General features: G+C 67.9%; 16 protein-coding genes. 10 read left to right on the top strand and 6 right to left on the bottom strand.

Going from position 1 to position 19,109, the window contains the following annotated elements:
* The first annotated feature begins 3 nt into the window (after nucleotides 1-3).
* The 3 genes from SJY26_RS13415 to SJY26_RS13405 all read left to right on the top strand — a co-directional run bounded on the left by SJY26_RS13415 (nucleotide 4) and on the right by SJY26_RS13405 (nucleotide 4,542).
* The gene (locus tag SJY26_RS13415) at nucleotides 4-2,208 is read left to right on the top strand and encodes a glycoside hydrolase family 3 C-terminal domain-containing protein (RefSeq protein WP_396593511.1); all 2,205 of its coding nucleotides are present in this window, start codon (nucleotides 4-6) and stop codon (nucleotides 2,206-2,208) included.
* 71 nt (nucleotides 2,209-2,279) lie between these two features.
* On the top strand, nucleotides 2,280-3,272 hold the full coding sequence (locus tag SJY26_RS13410) for a LacI family DNA-binding transcriptional regulator (protein ID WP_396593510.1): 993 nt from the start codon (nucleotides 2,280-2,282) through the stop codon (nucleotides 3,270-3,272).
* A 184-nt stretch (nucleotides 3,273-3,456) separates the two neighbouring features.
* Nucleotides 3,457-4,542, top strand: coding sequence for a DUF2855 family protein (locus SJY26_RS13405; RefSeq protein WP_396593509.1), 1,086 nt, complete (start codon nucleotides 3,457-3,459; stop codon nucleotides 4,540-4,542).
* A 30-nt stretch (nucleotides 4,543-4,572) separates the two neighbouring features.
* On the opposite strand, the gene SJY26_RS13400 is transcribed toward SJY26_RS13405, so the two are convergent.
* Nucleotides 4,573-5,205: a hypothetical protein gene (locus SJY26_RS13400; RefSeq protein WP_396593508.1), complete on the bottom strand. Its 633-nt coding sequence runs from the start codon at nucleotides 5,203-5,205 to the stop codon at nucleotides 4,573-4,575.
* Between the two features lie 8 nt (nucleotides 5,206-5,213).
* A complete protein-coding gene (locus SJY26_RS13395) occupies nucleotides 5,214-6,869 on the bottom strand; it encodes a sulfatase-like hydrolase/transferase (protein ID WP_396593507.1) in 1,656 nt (551 codons plus the stop codon).
* Nucleotides 6,870-6,977: 108 nt separating this feature from the next.
* Between SJY26_RS13395 and SJY26_RS13390 the strand changes: the two genes are divergently transcribed.
* Genes SJY26_RS13390 through SJY26_RS13380 form a run of 3 tightly spaced genes read left to right on the top strand, consistent with a single transcriptional unit; the run spans nucleotide 6,978 to nucleotide 10,301 of the window.
* Nucleotides 6,978-7,265, top strand: coding sequence for a hypothetical protein (locus SJY26_RS13390; protein WP_396593506.1), 288 nt, complete (start codon nucleotides 6,978-6,980; stop codon nucleotides 7,263-7,265).
* 4 nt (nucleotides 7,266-7,269) lie between these two features.
* The gene (locus SJY26_RS13385; protein WP_396593505.1) at nucleotides 7,270-8,871 is read left to right on the top strand and encodes a GMC family oxidoreductase; all 1,602 of its coding nucleotides are present in this window, start codon (nucleotides 7,270-7,272) and stop codon (nucleotides 8,869-8,871) included.
* Nucleotides 8,871-10,301 (top strand): aldehyde dehydrogenase family protein, encoded by a 1,431-nt coding sequence (locus SJY26_RS13380; protein WP_396593504.1) that lies wholly within the window; start codon nucleotides 8,871-8,873, stop codon nucleotides 10,299-10,301. The genes SJY26_RS13385 and SJY26_RS13380 overlap by 1 nt, the downstream gene beginning before the upstream one ends.
* 2 nt (nucleotides 10,302-10,303) lie before the next feature.
* On the opposite strand, the gene SJY26_RS13375 is transcribed toward SJY26_RS13380, so the two are convergent.
* Complete coding sequence (locus SJY26_RS13375) at nucleotides 10,304-10,675, bottom strand: hypothetical protein (RefSeq protein ID WP_396593503.1); 372 nt, start codon at nucleotides 10,673-10,675, stop codon at nucleotides 10,304-10,306.
* A 244-nt stretch (nucleotides 10,676-10,919) separates the two neighbouring features.
* On the opposite strand from SJY26_RS13375, the gene SJY26_RS13370 reads away from it, so the two are divergent.
* The 3 genes from SJY26_RS13370 to SJY26_RS13360 are packed head-to-tail and all read left to right on the top strand — an operon-like array spanning nucleotide 10,920 to nucleotide 15,825.
* On the top strand, nucleotides 10,920-13,376 hold the full coding sequence (locus SJY26_RS13370; RefSeq protein ID WP_396593502.1) for a TonB-dependent receptor: 2,457 nt from the start codon (nucleotides 10,920-10,922) through the stop codon (nucleotides 13,374-13,376).
* 20 nt (nucleotides 13,377-13,396) lie between these two features.
* On the top strand, nucleotides 13,397-14,743 hold the full coding sequence (locus SJY26_RS13365; RefSeq protein ID WP_396593501.1) for a DsbA family protein: 1,347 nt from the start codon (nucleotides 13,397-13,399) through the stop codon (nucleotides 14,741-14,743).
* Nucleotides 14,740-15,825 (top strand): MBL fold metallo-hydrolase, encoded by a 1,086-nt coding sequence (locus tag SJY26_RS13360; protein ID WP_396593500.1) that lies wholly within the window; start codon nucleotides 14,740-14,742, stop codon nucleotides 15,823-15,825. The genes SJY26_RS13365 and SJY26_RS13360 overlap by 4 nt, the downstream gene beginning before the upstream one ends.
* On the opposite strand, the gene SJY26_RS13355 is transcribed toward SJY26_RS13360, so the two are convergent.
* Entirely contained in the window at nucleotides 15,822-16,445 is a 624-nt protein-coding gene (locus SJY26_RS13355) for a TetR family transcriptional regulator (RefSeq protein ID WP_396593499.1), read from the bottom strand. The two genes, SJY26_RS13360 and SJY26_RS13355, sit on opposite strands and share 4 nt — an antisense overlap.
* Nucleotides 16,446-16,547: 102 nt before the next feature.
* On the opposite strand from SJY26_RS13355, the gene SJY26_RS13350 reads away from it, so the two are divergent.
* A complete protein-coding gene (locus SJY26_RS13350; protein ID WP_396593498.1) occupies nucleotides 16,548-16,850 on the top strand; it encodes an SCP2 sterol-binding domain-containing protein in 303 nt (100 codons plus the stop codon).
* A 19-nt stretch (nucleotides 16,851-16,869) separates the two neighbouring features.
* On the opposite strand, the gene SJY26_RS13345 is transcribed toward SJY26_RS13350, so the two are convergent.
* Nucleotides 16,870-18,033 carry a glutathione S-transferase N-terminal domain-containing protein gene (locus SJY26_RS13345; RefSeq protein WP_396593497.1) on the bottom strand — a complete coding sequence of 388 codons (1,164 nt, stop codon included), beginning with the start codon at nucleotides 18,031-18,033 and terminating at the stop codon, nucleotides 16,870-16,872.
* A gap of 11 nt (nucleotides 18,034-18,044) precedes the next feature.
* Nucleotides 18,045-19,109, bottom strand: a complete 1,065-nt coding sequence (locus SJY26_RS13340) for a glutathione S-transferase family protein (RefSeq protein WP_396593496.1) — start codon at nucleotides 19,107-19,109, stop codon at nucleotides 18,045-18,047.

Genomic DNA, 19,109 nt, shown 5'->3' with positions numbered 1-19,109 from the left:
GATATGATCTGCAGACCTCTCGCATATGCCCTTCTCGCCGCCACAGCCCTGGTCGCGCCAGCCCATGCCCAGACGCCGGACGCCGATGCCCGCGCTGCGGCTCTCGTCCGGCAGATGACGATGGAGGAGAAGCTCTCCCTTCTGCACGGGCCCATGCCGCTGCCGTTCTTTGGCGACACGCCCATGCCGGAGGGGGCCATTCCGGGGGCCGGTTTCATCTCCGGGATCGAAAGGTTGGGGGTGCCCGCCCTGCGTGAGACCGATGCCAGCCTCGGCGTCACCTGGGTGGCGGGCATTCGCGGAGATGGAGCCACGGCCCTGCCGTCGGGCCTGGCCCTTGCCGCCACCTTCGATGCGGAACTGGCGCACGAGGGCGGGGCGATGGTCGGTGCCGAGACCCGGGCCAAGGGGTTCAACGTGCTACTCGCGGGAGGCATCAATCTGGTGCGCGACCCGCGCAACGGCCGAAACTTTGAATATCTGGGAGAAGATCCGCTGCTGGCCGGCACCCTGGCCGGAGAGGCCATCCACGGCATCCAGAGCAACCGCATCATCTCGACGATCAAACATTTCGCCTTCAACGGCAACGAGACCGGGCGCAACTATCACAGCACCAACATCGGGGAAGCGGCCGGGCGGGAGAGCGATCTTCTGGCCTTCCAGCTGGCGATCGAGCGCGGTCAGCCGGGTTCGGTGATGTGTGCCTACAACCGGGTCAACGAGATCTATGCCTGTGAGAACCCGACCCTGCTGAACGATGTGCTCAAGCGAGACTGGGACTACAAGGGCTGGGTGATGTCCGACTGGGGGGCGGTCCATTCGACCGAGGCCCTGCTCCATGGCCTCGACCAGCAGTCGGGCGAACAACTGGATCGCGAGCCCTTTTTCGGCCGGCTGCTGACCGAGCGGGTCCTCGCCGGCGATGCGCGCTATATCGCCCGGGTCGACGACGCTGCCCACCGCATCGTGCGGACGATGATCACCACGGGTCTGTTCGACGATCAGCCGCAGCCGGGCGGCACCATCGATTTCGACACTCATGCGGAGGTCGCCCGCCGGGTCGCCGAGCGCGGCATCGTCCTGCTGAAGAACGAGCGCGACCTGCTGCCACTGGCGCGAACGGCCCGCAACATCGTGGTGATCGGTGACCAGGCGGACGTCGGCGTCCTGTCCGGCGGTGGATCTTCCCAGGTCGCGGCGCCCGGCGGGCCCGCTGCGACTGTGCGAATCGGCGGCGAGAACGCCATGGGCCCGTTCAGCAACGCCCTCTACCATGGCTCTTCCCCGCTCGCGGCGATCAAGGCCGAAGTGCCGGAGGCCACGGTACGGTTCGCCCATGGGCGCTACATCTCCGAGGCGGTGGATCTGGCCGCACAGGCGGATCTGGCCGTCGTCTTCGTCGGGCAGTGGACCACCGAGGCCGTGGACGTTCCTGATCTGTCCCTGCCGGGCAACCAGGAGGCGCTGATCGAGGCGGTCGCCCGGGCCAATCCGAACACCATCGTGGTCCTTCAGACCGGCGGACCGGTGGTCATGCCGTGGCTTGACCGGGTCCCGGCGGTGCTCGAGGCGTGGTACGCTGGCGCGAAGGGCGGCGAGGCCATTGCCGACATTCTGTTCGGCGACGTGAATCCGTCGGGCCGTCTGCCGGTGACCTTCCCGGCGTCCGTGCAACAACTGCCGCGTCCCAGGATCCCGGGCATCGACCAGCCGCCGGTCGGTCTGGTGGCCATGGGTGCGCCGCGACCAAGCTTCCCGGTCGACTACACGATCGAGGGCTCGGATGTCGGCTACCGGTGGTTCGAGGCGAGGGGAGAGCGGCCCCTGTTCCCGTTCGGGTTCGGCCTGTCCTATACGGATTTCACCTACAGCGACCTGACAGTCGAGGGCGGCGATAGCCTTACGGTGCGCTTCACCGTCACCAATACGGGCGACCGGGCTGGTGTGGACGTTCCGCAGGTCTATCTGACGGACGCACCCGGACGGTCTCAGCAGCGGTTGATCGGCTTCCAGCCTGTCTCCCTGGCTTCCGGCGAAAGCCGGACGGTGTCGCTGACCGCCGACCGCCGTCTGCTGGCCAGCTGGGACGAGCAGCGTCACGGCTGGTCGATCGCGGGCGGTGACTACCGGATCTTTGTGGGATCTGATGCTGTCTCTCCAGACCTCAGCGGCCAGGCACGGGTCCGGGCCTCGCGGCTTCGGCCGTGATGTCGCATCCATTGACGAGCGATGAGTTGGGGCCCCAGAACCAGCCGCATGACAGGTGAGGTTTCAGTTCCTTGACCCGGCCGACCATCAAGGATGTCGCGTCGATGGCCGGCGTGTCAGTGATGACCGCGTCGCGGGCGTTGAACAACCAGCCGTACGTCAGTGCGGACGCGGCCCAGCGGGTCCGGGAGGCCGTAGAGGCTCTCGGGTTCCGCCGCAACGCTTTCGCGCGCGGATTGCCCAGTGCGCAGTCGTTCATCTTCCTGATGCTGATCGGCCACGGGACTTCGGACCTGCCGGGCCAGTTCCAGCGCTGCGCGGTCGAGCGCTGTCGTGACCTGGGCCGCCATCTCATCGTCGATCGCCCGCCGCAGGGTCTGGGGGCCGTACTCTATATCGAGCGACTTCTGGACCGTTTGCGGCCTGATGGCATCCTCCTGTGGCGCCCGCTGGCCGACGATCCCAGGGTTCTGGCCATGCTGGCTGGCCGATCGGTTCCGTTCGTTCGGATCGACGCCGATCCCGCGTTAGCCGGTGTCCTCGTCTCGATCGATCATGCCCAGGCGATGACCACATTGCTCGGCAGCGTCGATGCGGGCTCCGCGGCGTTCGTTCATAGCGAAGCGGACGGCTGGCTGGTCCGCCAGAGACGAGAGGCCGTCCTGGCCGCCGCCAATACCGGGCGACTTTGCCCGGCACCGTCCGGCGACTTCGGGGCCGGGCTGGAATGGGGTCGCCGCCTGGTTGCTGAGGACGAACCGCCCGCCTTGATCGTGGCCGATCTTGACGAACTCGCGCTCGGACTGCTGGCCGCAATCAAGTCCCAGCCGCCAAGACGCCGTCCCGTCCTTGCCTGTCTGGAAGACAGCGGCAGCGTAAGTCTGGTGGCACCCGAGATCGTGCGCCTGATCCAGCCGCTGGAAGCGATGGCCGACACCGCGCTTGGCATTCTCGCTCAGGAAGATTTCGCAGCGCCGAACCGCTTTCTGCCAGTGTTCAGCCGTTCGGATGGGCAGGATCCGGTTGAATATGGAAGCCGCTATTCGGATGGTGACAGGCGCTGACCGCCTCAGGAGGCCGGCAGCCTTCGAGACCCTGGGTGGCCCTTCGCCCTCGACGCCTTGCTGGTGTTCTAGCGCATTCAGGGCGATGGTCGAGGTTCGGGGTGGCGGTATAGTTCGCTCTCATCAAACGGCTGCACGGGGATCGGTCGTCCGGACCGGAGCTTCCCCGCCAGCGGAGATCGTCATGAACCAGTTCGTCCAGATGCAGGTCGCGCGCAAGGACCTCCATACGACACGGATCCAGACCTTCCCCTTGCCGCAGCCGGCGGAAGGGGAGGTGGTCGTTGCGGTGGACCGGTTCGCCCTGACGGCCAACAATGTCAGCTACGCCGTCACCGGCGATCTCATCGGTTACTGGGGGTTCTTCCCCGTCGATGCCGACTGGGGCCTGGTTCCCGTGTGGGGTTACGGGACCGTGGTCGCCTCCGCCTGTCCGGGGCTGGACATTGGCGAACGGCTGTATGGCTTCTTCCCGATGGCCTCGCATGTGGTGCTGAAGCCGGGCCGGGTGAGGGCGGACCCCTTCATCGACTTTGCCGACCACCGCCGGGCCTTGCCGGGCCTGTACAATCTGTACAGCCGCGTCGCGGCCGAGCCGCCCGAGATTGCGGCCATGGGTGACGAGCGATGCCTGCTGTTTCCCCTGTTCGCCACCTCTTACATCCTGTCCGACTATCTGGAGGACAATGCGATGTTCGGGGCGAGCCGCGTGTTGATCGGCAGCGCCTCGTCCAAGACGGCGTTCGGCCTCGCCTGGCTGCTGGCCCGCGCTCCGGACAAGACCGTGGAGATCGTCGGCCTGACCTCACCCGGCAACGTCGCCTTCACGCAGTCCCTCGACGTCTATGACCGGGTCCTGACCTATGACAAGGTCGAGGCGCTGGAGACCGGCGTCCCGACAGCCTTTATCGACATGTCCGGATCCGGGGCCGTGATCCGCGCGATCGACGATCATCTGGGCGAAAACGTCGTCCTCAGCTCCATCGTGGGCGCGACCCACTGGGACGCGAAACGTCACAAGGGCGAGACGCGCGGGGCGACACCGACCTTCTTCTTCGCGCCGGCCCAGTTCGGCAAGCGCGAGCAGGACTGGGGTCCCGGAGTGGCCATGGTCCGCGCCCAGTCTGCCAGCGCCCGCATCGCGTCCGAGGCCCGCGCCCTGCTCGAGGTCCGCCATGGGCGGGGGCCCGAGGCGGTTCGGGACGCGTGGTTGGAGATGGTCGACGGCCGCACGCCACCGGCGGTCGGCGTAATGCTCAGCGTCGTCTGAGGCCCCGCAGGCCCGGCTGGCGGCCTTGGTTCAGACCGTCAGCCAGACCAAGTGGCCGAGCGCGGCGGCGAGGGCGAGTCCCATCGCAACGGCCAGCCGCGGGCCGGCGACGAGGGTGGAGACGGCCTGGGCGGGGAAGGCCATGGCGTGGGTCAGGGCCGCCATCTTCAGCTCATGCGCGCGCAGAAAGTTCGCATCGGTGGCCAGCACCATCATGTCCCTGCGGCTGCGGTAGCGCATCAGGCCGGCGACGGTCCACCCCGGGTCAGGCGGCACGTTCAGCGGATCCACATAGCCCGAGATCTTGCGGTAGCTGAGCAGGGGCAGGCCGCCGCCGGCAATCAGGGTGGGGGCAAAGACCGCGAAATAGGCCCGCAGCAGGGACAGGCCGCTGCGGCTCTGTCCGGTGACCGGATCGGCGACATCGCCGGTCCGGACGCGGATCAGATTGACCATGATGAACTCGCGTCCGTCGTCGGTCTCCAGAAAGCGGCGGATCTGGTCGAGGTTATTCAGCCCCGGCGGCCAGAGGGCCTCGGCCCGGGCCATGAAGGCCTCGATCTCACGCGGCCGGACGGGTCCGCGCCAGTTGTCGTACCAGAGCCGGAATCCGGCATACAGGAGCGCCGCTGCCGCCCAAAGCATCCACGGATGGGCCTGCACCGCCGGGCTCAGTTCGACCAGGTGACGTAGGTGTCGCCGGGCTGGATCTTCTCCTCGCCGGTCCGGTCCACGCCCACCGGGGCCTCGACCAGGGCCGGCCACATCGTCGGCCCCTGGGCGGCGTTGTGGGCCTCAAGCTCAGCCGTCAGGGCCGCAACCACATCGGGCCGGCTGGCGGACAGGTCACGCTGCTCGGTCGGATCGGAGGCGAGATCGAACAGCCAGGTCCGGGCGGGGCGATCCAGCACCTGAAGCTTCCAGTCGCCCGAGCGGACCACGCGATAGCCGCCCGAGCGCCAGAACAGGGCCTGGTGCGGGCGACCGGCGGCCTCACCGGCGAGGAAGGGCGACAGGTCCACCCCGTCCATCTTCCGGTCTGCGGGAAGGGCAACGCCGGCGGCGGCGGCGGCGGTGGCATAGATGTCGAAGTGCGACACAGGCGCGGCCAGTCGCGTGCCGGCGGGAATCCGCTCGGGCCAGTGCATCATGAAGGGCACCCGGATGCCGCCTTCGAAGAAGGTCAGTTTCCAGCCCCGGAAGGGGGCGTTGATCTTCGGGAGCCCCAGATAGTTGGCCCCGCCATTGTCGCTGGTGAAGACCACAAGGGTGTTCTCGTCCAGCCCCTGGGCCTTCAGCTCGGCCATGATCCGGCCCACGCCCCGGTCCAGCGCCACGATCATGGCCGCATAGACCCGCTCGCGGTGGTTGGTGATGTGGCCGAGGGCGTCATAGTCGGACTTCAGCGCCTGAAGCGGTGTATGCGGCGCGTTGTAGGCCAGGTACATGAAGAAGGGCCGGTTGCGGTTGGCGCGGATGCCGGCCAGCGCCTCGGTGGTCAGATAGTCCGTCATATAGGCGTCGGGGTGGAACCGCTCGCCGCCGTTGTACTGGACGCTGTACGGCAGGTTGGCCCACAGGAATTTGTCGATCGGATCGAAATCCTGGCGGGCGTTGACGACATTCGGGTCCTTGGCCGGCAGGAACATCTGGGCCCCGACGATAAAGCCCAGGCTCTCGTCGAAGCCCTGCTGTTCGGGGCGCATGCCGTTGGTCTCGCCCAGATGCCATTTGCCCAGATGGATCGTGTGATAGCCCTGCCCCTTGAGCAGTTCGGCCAGGGTGATCTCGGAGGCGGGCACACCCATGTCCTCGTAGGGCGGGGTCTCTGCGACCCGGTCCCTGCGGAACACCGGCCGGGGGCCGTCCCCACGCGGGGCGAGCGTGGGGATCAGCTGCGCCAGCTGGACCGGAACGGCCGTGAACTCGAACCCGAACCGGGTCGGATAGCGGCCGGTCATCAGGGCCGCGCGGGAGGGAGAGCAGGTGGCGTTGCCGGCGTAGCCGGTGGCCAGGACCGCGCCGCTCTGGGCCAGGCCGTCGATGTTGGGGGTGCGGACCGTGCCGTTCCCGAGTCCGCCGTTCAGGCTGATGTCGTTGTAGCCAAGGTCGTCGGCGAGGATGACGATGATATTGGGCGGGCGATCGGCCGGGGCGGCGGCGGGCGTGGCCGGGCCGGCCTGCCAGACCACCGGACGATTCGGACCCACCGGCGGACCCCGCCATCCTGCGATGTGCAGGACGACATAGTCCTTCAGCGCGAGCCCGCCGAAGCCGAGCAGGGCGAGCCCCACAACCGCGCCGCCGATCCAGACGATTGGTTTCATCCCTCGTTCCCCCAGGCGGCGCTTCGGCCCTTGCCCTATCTATTGGCATGCAGGATGACAATAGATGGCTGTGAGTGTAAAGCCCCGCCGGAAACAAGGAACCCTCTCATGTCGCTCTCGTCCGCGCTGTTTGCCACCGTCGTCCTGGTCGCCATGCTGCCGGCGCCAGGCGTTGCGCAGACCGTGACCCCGGCCGGGGATTTCGTGGCCTGTGATGCCGACAGGTCCGGCGCGCTCACGCCCGCCGAGTTCCGCTGCTTCATCGGCCGCGCGGCGCAGGCCGGCCGGGCGCGCGCGATCATGATCCGGGACAACAATGCCCACGACCGCGCCTTTGCCCGCCTTGACCGGGACCGGAACGGGCAGCTGTCCCGCCCCGAGCTCCAGATCGGCTAGGGCAATGGGCCGGACCGTCTTTGACTTCATCATTGTGGGGGCCGGGTCGGCCGGCTGCGTGCTCGCCGAACGGCTGTCACGCGATCCGGCGCACTCCGTCCTTGTGCTGGAAGCGGGCGGATCCGACGACAGCCCGCTGGTGCTCATGCCGATGCTGATGGGACTGGCGATCCAGTCGAAGGCGTTCAACTGGCACTATGAGACCGAGGCCCAGACGGCGCTGAACGGCCGTCGCCTGTACTGGCCCCGGGGGCGGACGCTGGGCGGATCCAGCGCCATCAACGCCATGCACTACATCCGGGGGGCACCGGAGAACTACGACGAATGGAGGGATCTGTACGGCTGCGAAGGCTGGGGCTGGGACACGGCGCTGCCTGCTTTCCGTGAGGTCGAGGGCCACCAGGGGGGAGGGGATCACTGGCATGGTGCCGATGGCCCGCTGACGGTTCAGGAGGTCCGTCCGCTGAACCGCCTCACCGAGGGCTTCTTCGAGGCCGGGGCCCTCCTGCAGTATCCGCGCAATGCGGATTTCAACGGGGCGGCCCAGCTGGGCTTTGGTCCCTATCAGGTGACCCAGCGTGGCCTGCGCCGCTGGAGCGCGGCCGACGCCTTCCTGAAACCCGCGCTCGGCCGCCCCAACCTGACGGTCCGGACCGGAGCCCTCGTGCACCGGGTCGTGCTGGAGGGCGGCGTGGCCACGGGTGTGGAGGTCGAGATTGCCGGCCAGACCCTGTCGCTCTCCGCCCGCCGCGAGGTGATCCTGTGCGGCGGAGCTGTGAACTCGCCTCAGCTGCTGCAGTTGTCGGGCATCGGCGATGTTGATGACCTGAGAGCGGCGGGTGTCACGCCGGTGATCGACCTGCCCGGCGTGGGCCGCAACCTTCAGGATCACATCGACATCATCGGCCAGATCTCGACCCGCAGCGCCACGTCCATCGGCCTGTCACTGCGGGCCCTGCCGACGCTGATCAGCGGGGTGGCCGCCTGGATGGGGGGGCGACCCGGCCCCCTGTCGACCAATCCGATCCAGGGTGGGGCCTTTGTCCGGTCCTCGCGCGCCGGCGACCTGCCCGATATCCAGCTGGTGTTTACACCGGGGCTGGCGGCTCCGCACGGGCGGGAGCTGCCGGTCGGGCACGGTGCCACCTTGCATGCCTGCGTCCTGTATCCGGAAAGCCGGGGGCGGATCCGGATCGTCTCGCCGGATCCGGCCGTGCCCCCGGCCATCGATCCCGCCTATCTGACGGTGGGGACGGATCTGGAGGTGCTGACCGACGGTCTGCAGATGGTCCGGACCCTTCTGGGGTCGGCGGCCTTCGCCTTCGACCGGCGGGCCGAACTGCTGCCTGGCCCGGACCGGACCAGCCGGGCCGACCTGATGGACGACGTCCGCGCCCGGGCCGAGACCCTGTATCATCCGGTCGGGACCTGCGCGATGGGAACGGGCGAGCTGGCGGTCGTCGACCCGCAGCTCCGGGTCCGGGGTGTGAAACGGTTGCGGGTCGTGGACGCTTCCGTCATGCCGCGGCTCATCGGCGGCAACACCAATGCCCCCACCATCATGATCGCCACCCGCGCGGCCCCGATGATCCTGGAGACCACCTGATGCCCCAGTCCCCCGAGACCGCCGCGGACATCGCTGCGATCGGTCCGCTGATCGCGGCCCAGCGCGCCGCCTTTGCGCGTCAGCCCCGGCGACCGCTGGCCGATCGTCGGGCCGATCTTCTGGCGATCGAGCGGCTGGTGCTGGACAATGAAGCCGCCATTGCCGACGCCATCGACGCGGATTTCGGTGGCCGGTCCCGCGACGAAACCCGCCTGGTCGAGATTGCAGTGACCGCCCAGGCGGCCCGCAACGCCCGCCGCCATCTGGGCCGATGGATGGCCCCGCGCACTGTAGCCACCCCGCCCATGGCGTCACCCGGGCGCTCGCGGATCCGGCATGAGCCCAAGGGCGTCGTCGGCATCGTCTCGCCCTGGAATTATCCGGTCCAGCTGACCCTCGTGCCGCTCGTCGCGGCACTCGCGGCGGGCTGCCGGGCCCTGATCAAGCCGTCCGAGCTGACGCCCCGCACCTCGGCCCTGATGGCGACCCTGCTGGCGGAGCATTTCCCGACCGATCAGGTCGCCGTGGTCACCGGGGGGGCGGACGTGGCGGAGGCCTTCTGCGCCCACCGGTTCGACCATCTGTTCTACACCGGCTCGACCCGGGTGGGACGGTCGGTGGCCGAGGCCGCCGCCCGACATCTGTCGCCGGTCACGCTGGAGCTGGGCGGCAAGTCGCCCGTCATTGTCGACGCCGATGTGCCGCTGGAGCGGATCGCGCACCCCATCGCCTGGGGACGGTTCCTGAATGCGGGTCAGACCTGCGTGGCCCCCGACTATGTCCTCGCCACCGGCGGCCGCGCCGTGGCGCTGGGGCAGGCCGTGATCCGTCAGGCCGGGCAGTTCTATCCGGATGTCGGCACCAATGACGACTACACCGCGGTCGTGTCGGACCGGCACTATGCGCGGCTCAACGCCATGATCGAGGAGGCCCGGCACCGGGGCGTTGAGGTCCTTCAGGCCCCCCACGACGCGGCCGCGGCGGCGCGGACCCGGCGCATTCCACCGACTGTCCTGATCGACCCGCCCCTTGATCTGGCGGTGATGCGTGAGGAGATCTTCGGTCCCCTGCTGCCGGTCCTCTCCACGACCTCGATCGAAACGGCCTGCGCCCACGTCAACGCCGGCGAGCGGCCCCTGGCGCTCTATGTGTTCAGCGACGACCGCCGGGTGGTGGATCAGGTGCTGGACGCGACCCACTCGGGTGGGGTGACGATCAATGCCACCATGCTGCACCTGACGAATGAGAACCTGCCGTTCGGCGGGGTGGGGGAGAGCGGCTCGGGGGCCTATCACGGCCGACGCGGCTTTGAGGAGTTCAGCCATGCCCGCAGCGTGTTCGAGGCTGGCCGCTGGCACGCCAGCCGGCTGATTGCCCCGCCCTACGGATCGCTCTTCCGGATGATCGCCGGCCTTGCCCTGAAGGCCTGAGGTCAGGGGAGGGTGCGGTAGCCCAGAACGACGATCGCCAGCATCAGGACCTCGGCGGCGATCAGCGGCAGGGCGGCGGGGCCGCTGTTGTCGAGCACCGCGCTGACCAGTCGTCCGAGGATGATGACGGACAGCATCAGGATCGGGACGATCAGCACATCGGACCGGTTTCGGACTGCCGCGTACAAGGCCGAGCCGCCGATGACTACGAAAATGCCGAGGAAGTCGCCCCTCAGGGTGGACCAGCCCACAGGCCCCACCGCTTCCAGACCCAGCCGGGCCGCTGCCCGGGCAGGTGCGAGGAGAAATCCCGCCGCGAGCGGCAGGGTCAGGCCCCCGACCAGCAGCAGGGCGATCCGGACGATAGTGATCATGACACAACCCCTCTGGCATTCAATGTGACGGGTATCAGGGGGACTGGCGACGCGGGGTCTCCCGACCTATGCCCTGCAAAAGCTATAGCCACGCGAGATTCGGGCGGCAAAGCTTATTTCGCGGTTCCCGCTTTATTTTGGCACTAATGGTGCTAATGGTTTCGTCAAGTCCGCCGTGAGACACGAGACAGGACAGGGAACGGTCGGGGTCCGCAAGTGCGCGGACCGCATTGGGGGGAAGACGATGAGCAAGACCTGCAAGACACAGGGTGTATCGGCGCTGGCGTTGGCTGCGGCGCTGGCGGCGGGATCCACCGCCATGGCCCAGACGGCCCCGGGGGCGGCGTCCGACCCGGTGGTGCTGGATGAGATTATCGTTCTTGCGACCAAACGACCGGAGAGCCTGTTCGACGTTCCGGTGGCCGTCACCGCCTATGGTGCCGAGCAGCTCGAGGCGGCTCAGGTCCGCGACGTCCGCGACCTGCAGGTCGTGGCCCCGACCTTGGTGGTGAACTCAAGCGCCGGGTCCACCCAGACCATCTTCACCATCCGGGGCATCGGCACGCCCGGCCAGAACACCGGGCTCGAGCAGTCCGTCGGGGTCTTCATTGACGGTGTCTACCGCGGTCGGCCCGGTGCGGCCCTGGGCGACCTGTCGGATGTCCGCCAGATCGAGGTCCTGCGCGGGCCACAGGGGACCCTGTTCGGCCGGAACACCTCGGGCGGGGTGATCAGTGTGCAGACGGAACTGCCCGAATTCACGCCCGGTGGCCAGGTCGAGGCCTCCTTCGGCGACTACAACCATCGCCAGCTGCGCGCGACGGTGACCGGTCCGATCCTGGGCGACAGTCTGGCCGGTCGTCTGACCGCCACCACCCAGCAACGCGACGGCTATGTCACCGATCTGGGCACCGGCGACACCTATAACGACCGCTCCCGATGGTCGGTGAAGGGCCAGCTCCTGTGGGATATCTCGCCCCAGGCCACGCTCAGGTTCATCGCTGACTATTCCGAGACCGACGAGGTTTGCTGCGTCGCCATCCCGGTCTTCTATGGTCCGACGGCGAACGCCATCACGGCCCTGGGCGGCGTCCGGCGTCCCGGGACGGCCGGAACCTACGGTGGTGTGGCCGGCACCTTCGTCGACAATACCCGCTATGACGTGGCCCTGAACCCGGGCACCCAGCCGACGTCCGATGCCTCCGAAGACCAGGGCATCTCCGCTCAGCTGGACTGGAATCTGGGGGCAGTCGACCTGACGGTCATCGCGGCGCGGCGCACCTACGAGACCCTGCCCACGATCGATGCCGACTACACCAGTCTGGATCTGCTGACCCAGACGAGCGGTCAGGACATCACGGAAGGGTCGCTGGAGGTGCGCCTCGCCTCGGCCGACCCGGATGCGCGACTTGAGTGGCTGGTCGGGGCCTTCCTGTTCGATCAGGATATCTTCGCCGATCAGGAGCTGCGTTATGGCAGCCAGTTCCGTGCCTATTTTGAAGCCATCACCCCGCGGGTGCCGGTCGCGCCCGGCGTTACGGTCCCGGTCGTGACCCGCCTCGAACAGGCGACCGGACGCCCGGTCGGCTCCCTCGTGCGCGCCGGCGTCGCTGTCAATGACGACTATGACTACGAGAGCCGCAGCGCCGCTGTGTTCGGTCAGGCGACGTGGAATGCCACAGAACAGCTGTCGATCACCGGGGGGCTGCGCTACTCGCGCGAGGAGAAGAGCGCCGATTTCCGGATCCAGTCGTTCGATGGCCTGTCCCAGATCCCGCTCGTCGGTCCGCTGGCCCCATTCGCGCCGTTGCGGGTGGTCCAGAATTTCCCGGCGGTGAATCCCTTCTCGACCGATTTCACCGATGACGACGTCTCCGGCACCGTCAGCGCGGCCTATGCGGTCAGTGACGGGGTCAATCTGTTCGCCCGCTATGCCCGGGGCTACAAGTCCGGCGGTTTCAACCTCAGCCGCACCGCCGCCCAGACCACGCCGGGCAATCCGGTCGCAGATCCCGCGCGCGTGGTTTTCGATCCAGAAACCGTCGACGCTTGGGAAGCCGGGGCCAAGCTGCGGCTCTGGAGCGGTCGGGCCCAGGTCAACGCCAACGTGTTCTTCCAGACGCTGGACAACTACCAGACCAACGGGTTCGACGGCACAGCCTTCCGGATCATCAATGCGGGTGGTCTGGAGAGCCGGGGCCTTGAGTGGGACTATCGCATCCAGCTGACGGACCACATCATCCTCGACGGCGGCGGCACCCTGCAGGATGCCCAGTTCACGGACTTCCCGAACGCCACGCCCACTGCCGCCCAGATCGTGGCCGGTCGGACCGTCCAGGATCTCAGCGGCGAAACGCCCAACTTTGTCTCGGACGTGCAGGTGTCGGGGGGCATCACCTATTCCGTGCCGCTGAACGGCTCGGTCGGTCTCAGGGCCAACCTCAACTACCTCTATCGTTCCGACTACATGACCGCCCAGGATCTCGATCCGCTGTCGCAACAGGACGCCTATGTCCTGATGAATGCCAGTATCGGCATCGGCAGCCTGGACCGGGTCTGGTCGGCGGAGGTCTGGGTCCGCAACCTGACGGACGAGCGGATCATCAACATCGCTTTTGACACCGTCTTCCAGGCGGGAAGCCAGAGCGCCTTCATGGAGCCGCCCCGGACGGCCGGCTTTACCTTGCGGCGCAGCTTCTAGCGGGGGAGGCGAGTCCGACCATGGGACTGCGCGCGCTGATCGGCCCCATGGTCGCGGCGGGGATCACGTCTCCGGTGCGGCGTGACGCCCGGCGAGCCCGCCTTGAGGCGAGGCGGGCTCGTCGGGGGCAACCCCATGAAGTGCTCTACTTCCACCAGGTCGACGATCCTTGGTCGGCGCTGCTCGTCCAGCGGCTGGGGGCTGTCGCCGCTCAGTACGGGATCACGATCATCCCCCATCTGGTCCCGCCTCCTGCCGACTGGGCGGCTCCCGAGCGCGACCGGCTGAAGGCCTATGCCCGCCGCGATGCCGCCCTGATTGCACCGGCCTGGCAGCTGGGGTTTGAAACGCGTCATCCGCCAACGGCTGCGGACACCGGTCAGGCGCATGCGATCCTCGAGGCCGCGATCGGCCGTGGACAGTTTTTCGAGGCTGCGACCGTGGTCAGCCGCGCGTTGTGGACCGGTCAGCCGCTGGCCACGGCGGCCATGGCCTTCGGCACTGCACCGCCCGCAGCCGTCGTACAGGCGCTCGCGACGGGCCAGCGACTGCGGCAAAGGCTGGGGCACTACCTCGGCGCGACCCTGTATCATGCCGGGGAATGGTACTGGGGGCTGGATCGGCTGGGGGATCTGGAGCTCCGGCTGCGGGCGCTGGGTTGCGGGGAGGGGAACGGCGAAAGGCTGCTGGCCGAGCGGCCGCAGCTCCGCTTCGAACAAACGGTCCATGCGGCCAGTGCATCGACCCCGCCGCTGGAGTTCTTTCTTTCGTTCCGCAGCCCCTACACCTGGCTCGCCATCGACCGGACGCGCGAACTGGCCCGGCACTACGGGGTTGAGCTCCAACTGCGCTTCGTCCTGCCGATGGTCATGCGCGGCCTGCCCGTGCCGGCCGCCAAGCGGAACTATATCCTGCGCGACTGCATGCGCGAGGCCGAGCGCCTTGAGCTTCCGTTCGGGCGGGTCTGCGATCCCGTGGGGCGTCCGGTGGAGCGGGGGCTGGCTGTCCTCCACGGGGCCATGGCCACCGGCCAGGGGCCCGAGTTCGCATCGTCCTTCCTGCGCGGCGTGTTCGCCGAAGGGGTGGACGCGGGGTCGGACCGGGGCTTGCGACGACTGGTCGAGCGCGCCGGTCTCGACTGGCATCAGGCCCGGGGCTGGATGCAGGACGAGCGCTGGCGCGTCGTGGCCGAGGAAAATCGCCGCGCCCTTTTCGCCGAGGATTTGTGGGGTGTTCCCTCCTTCCGCTTCGGGGCGCTCGCCACCTGGGGTCAGGACCGGCTGTGGCTGGTCGAGAACGCCATCATTGAAGCGCTCGGAGGGCTCCGCCGGAGCGACTCTCTCCGCCGCTCCGGAATCCGCCCATGACCCTTCGCCGTATCGCCTTCGCCGGGCTTGCCCTGCTCCTCGTGGTCGTCGGCCTGCTCGTCGTATTCCAGCGGCCCATCGGGACCCGGGTTCTGGAACGGCTTGCCGACAGCCAGGTCGGCCGCGACACGGTCGCCACCGTGCCGGACGGTCTCCATGTCGGGCTCTGCGGGACCGGGTCCCCGATGCCGGACCCCACCCGGGCCGGTCCCTGCAGCGCGGTCATCGTCGCAGGCAAGGTCTTCCTGGTCGACAGCGGGGAGGGGAGTGCCCGCAGCCTGTCGCGCATGGGCATCCCCGCGGGCCGGATCGAGGCGATCTTCCTGACCCATTTCCATTCGGACCATATCGACGGCCTGCCTCCGGTCCTGATGCAGCGCTGGATCGGCGGCACCCACGCCCGCCCGACGCCGCTGTTCGGCCCCGAGGGTGTGGAGACCGTCGCGAACGGGTTCAATGTCGCCTATGCCCTCGACGGCACCTACCGCAGCGCCCACCACGGAGCCGCGCTGGCCCCGCCCTCCGGCCACGGAGCCATGCCGATGGCCTTCAGCGCGACAGCGGCCGCCGCCCCCGCAGGCCTTGTGGTCTACCGCGCGGACGGTCTGGTCGTGACGGCCTTCAGCGTGGATCACGGTCCGGTGCATCCGGCGGTCGGCTACCGGTTCGACTACGCGGGCCGCAGCGTCGTCTTCAGCGGGGATACCGTGCGCTCGCCCCATCTGACCGCCATGGCCAGGGATGCGGATCTGCTGGTTCATGAGGCGCTCCAACCCGCGCTGCTGTCGGCGGTCGAGCGCCGGCTGGATGAGCGGGATATGCCCCATCTGGCCCAGATCATGCGCGATATCGTCAACTATCACGCCACCCCGGAACAGGCGGCCGATACGGCCCGGGAGGCGGGGGTGGACGCCCTGGTGCTGAACCATCTCGTGCCGCCCCAGCCGCTGGACTACGGCTATGCGGCTTTCCTCGGCGACGCCCGCAAACACTATGACGGGCCGATCACCGTGGGCGAGGACGGCATGCTGTTCAGCCTGCCGCGCGGCACGGACACCATCGCCCGGAAGCGGCTATTCTAGGCGGCTGAGCGCGCCGCCTGCAGCAGCGCGCGCAGGGTATGCTCCATGACGCGGCGGGCCTCGACGACCGTCAGATGCTGATCACGCCGCAGCCCGACCCAGGTCGGCCATGAGGAGGCGGACACCATCGACTGCAGAAACAGCTCCCGCTCTGCCGGCGGTGCCAGCGCCAGCGAGGCCGAGAACATGGCGTTCAGATAGCTGCTGTGGGTGACATCGTCCTCGCTCAGCATACGATCGATCACGGGGTTGTCCGCCCGCATCGCTCCGGCTACGGCCCGGGCCGGGGTGACATACTCCCACAGACGGCCCAGCCGCTGGGCCACGGCCTTGACCCGTTCGGGTTCGGCCATCTGGCTGATGTCGCGCGAGTGAAATCGCGCGAAGACCTCGTCGCGCTGCATATGGGTCGCGGCGATGATCAGTTCATTGGTGTCCGCGAAATGCCGGAAGACCGAGCGTCGCGACACGTTTGCGCGGTCAGCGACGGCGTCCATCGTCGGCATCTGGCGGGTTTCCCGGACGAGATCCAGCAGGGCGCGAGCGATGGCGAAACGGCTCCGTTCGCTGCGCACGCGACGCCCGTCGACCGCGGGCTGGATGTCAGCGGAATCCGCCAAGAAGATCTCCAATTATTGACATCAAGAATGCCATAACATTAGGCAGGAATGATCACCACTGCGCCATTCCGCGCAGTTGAAGAGACTATGGAGGAAGCCGACATGACGCTAGACGAAATCACTGCGGAAATCCGCAACCGGGTCGCCGCAAACGGGGGCATAGCCGGCAAGATTGTAAAGTTTCACTTTGGCGATGAGGGTGTCATCCGCATCGACGCCACGGCGGGTGAGGTCGTCGTCGACAATGCCGACAGCGCGGCCGACTGCACCGTCAAGATCTCGAAATCGGACTTCCTCGATATGGCGGCCGGCAAGCTGAACCCGACCGCCGCCTTCATGTCCGGCAAGATCAAGATCGACGGCGACATGGGCCTGGCCATGCAACTGGGCAAGATTCTCAACTGACGCGAGACCCGGGCGATCCTCAGGCCACGGGATCGCCCCAGACCTCGCGGTTGTCGACCCGCGCGATCCGCCGCCGAGCCTTGAGGCTCAGCCACGGAGCCAGTCCTGTCGGCTCCAGCGTCGCCCTGACGGTCGCCTGTTCGGATGGTGCCAGGGTGTCGAAGGCGTCTGTCACCGCCTGCAGCTTGAAGACGCTGAACGCCCGCAGCGCCGTCGTCATCGGCGTCCCCATCAGGTCGAAAGCCACGGTACCACGCGGTCGCCGCGCCCGGTCCGAAGACTGCAGGGCCTCGCCGGCCTGGATGTCGGGATGGTCGACCAGCCAGGCGTCGAGGCCGGCGACCTGGGCGGCCAGTTCCGCCCCATAGATCCGCCCGGCCGCCTCCAGCACCGGCATCAGCGTCGGGGCCAGCTGATCGTCGGCCGCATAGACCTCGGCCAGGTCGGGAAACTCCGGCATGTCGGCGTCGGCCGCGATCATCCGCTCCACCCAGCGCCAGACGAAATAGGCCCGGGTCTTCATCTGCTCAGCCGGATAAGGATCACGCGCGAGATGGGCGTGGAAGCCGGCGATCAGCCCGAAATCCCCGACACAGGGCGCGCCGCCCAGCAGATAGGGCGAGCGCTGGAAATGGCGGTTCATCGCGTCGAGCAACGCCTCATAGCCCGCCTCGATTGCGGGGATGGTTTCCGGCGAGACGCCCAGCGCTGGCAGATAGCCCTGCATCTTTGTCATCGCGCCCCCGGCGATGGCTTCCGCGTCTGCGGCGTCCGCACCCGGCGCGATACCGGCGGCGAAAGCAGTGCGCAGGAAGCCGATGTTTTGATCGGGATAGTTCCAGCGATAGTGCATGGCCGTGCGGATCATGCCTTCGTCGCCGAACAGCTCGAAAATGCGCGCGACCACCGCGTGTCGCGGCGTGGTGGGGTAGATCGAGACCTCTCCGGGAAAGGTCCATTCGACGTGGCGCAGGATATCCGCAGTGTCCTGGATGATTTCGCCATCCGGGGTCTCCAGCACCGGGATGATCAACCGTCCGATCGAGGGCGCGACCTCTCCCACGAACCGGGGATGACTGATCAGGCGCTCGACAAAGGGCACGCGGCGCTTGCGCAGATGCGCCCGGGCCTTGCCGGTGAACATCGACACCGGCATGCCGTAGAGGACGTAGGACTTGGTCATGGCAATTCCATTCAGCGGGTGGGACGACCCCAGCGGTCGCGCAGGCCGCCGGGCTGGAAGGGGAGGGCGGCCGCTGGCGGAAACAGGGGGCCGGAGAGCTCCACTCCCAGAATGTCCGTAACCCGGACCCTCGACAGCCCGTCCAGCGCCGCATGCTCATGCTGCAGCCGATACAGCCGCCCGGCGCGGTAAGGGTTCGATCGGTAGCGGATCGGCGCGTTCGGGGTGATGCAGTGAAGGACCTCCCGCTCTCCCGTGGCGACGGCTGCGGCATTGGCGACCAGTTCCGGCAGGAAGCGGGTCCGGATCAGGGCGAACAGGGGGGCCAGATCGTCCGGGACCTGATCCAGCGAGCGGGCATCCGTGTCCGGGACATCCTCCAGGGCCCACAGCCTTGTGACCCAGGCCGCCACTGCCGGTGCGCGATCTCTCAGGATTCGTCCGGGCGTCGGGTCGCAATGGAAATGCCGGAATAGCGGGCCGAACAGGCCGATGTCCGCCCGCGTCGGAGCATCACCTAGCACCCAGTTGCGCTGCCGCAGGACCGGCTCCAGCGCGTCCAGCAGAAGCAGATAGTCCGCCTCGAGCTCGCGTCGGTTGGCTGTCGTCACCCCTTCGCCGTGCAGGTAGTGGGCGCGCTGGCGCATCAGGATGAACCGCCGCTTCAGTGCGAGGGGACCCGGCACATCGCGCAACATCCCCCGCGCGAGCCTTGCGCTCATCAACCGGGCGTCGTCGGCAAAGGCCCAGCGGTAGTAGAGCGCGGGCCGCCACAGATGTTCGTCGCCATAGGTCTCGATCAGTCCGGCGATGAAGGCGCAGACCGCGTCTTCGGGCGTCAGGCTCGGCGCGGGATGCTCGGCCTCCAGCGCGTCGATGATCCGGACCGTGTCTGTCATCCAGCGTCCGTCCGGTAGCTCCAGCTGCGGCATCTGCTGCACGCCAGTGATCCGGCCCAGCCGGCGAAAGGCCCGGGTGTCCATTTCCTGAAGCCGGTAGGCGAGGCCCTTTGCGCGGAGATACCCCTCCAGCTTCCCGGTGAAGTACGAGATGTCCAGCCCGTGGACGACCAGCAT

It is taken from the genome of Brevundimonas sp. R86498 (assembly GCF_044598075.1).
Classification (GTDB): Bacteria; Pseudomonadota; Alphaproteobacteria; order Caulobacterales; family Caulobacteraceae; genus Brevundimonas.
This window is presented reverse-complemented; position numbering and strand designations above follow the sequence as displayed.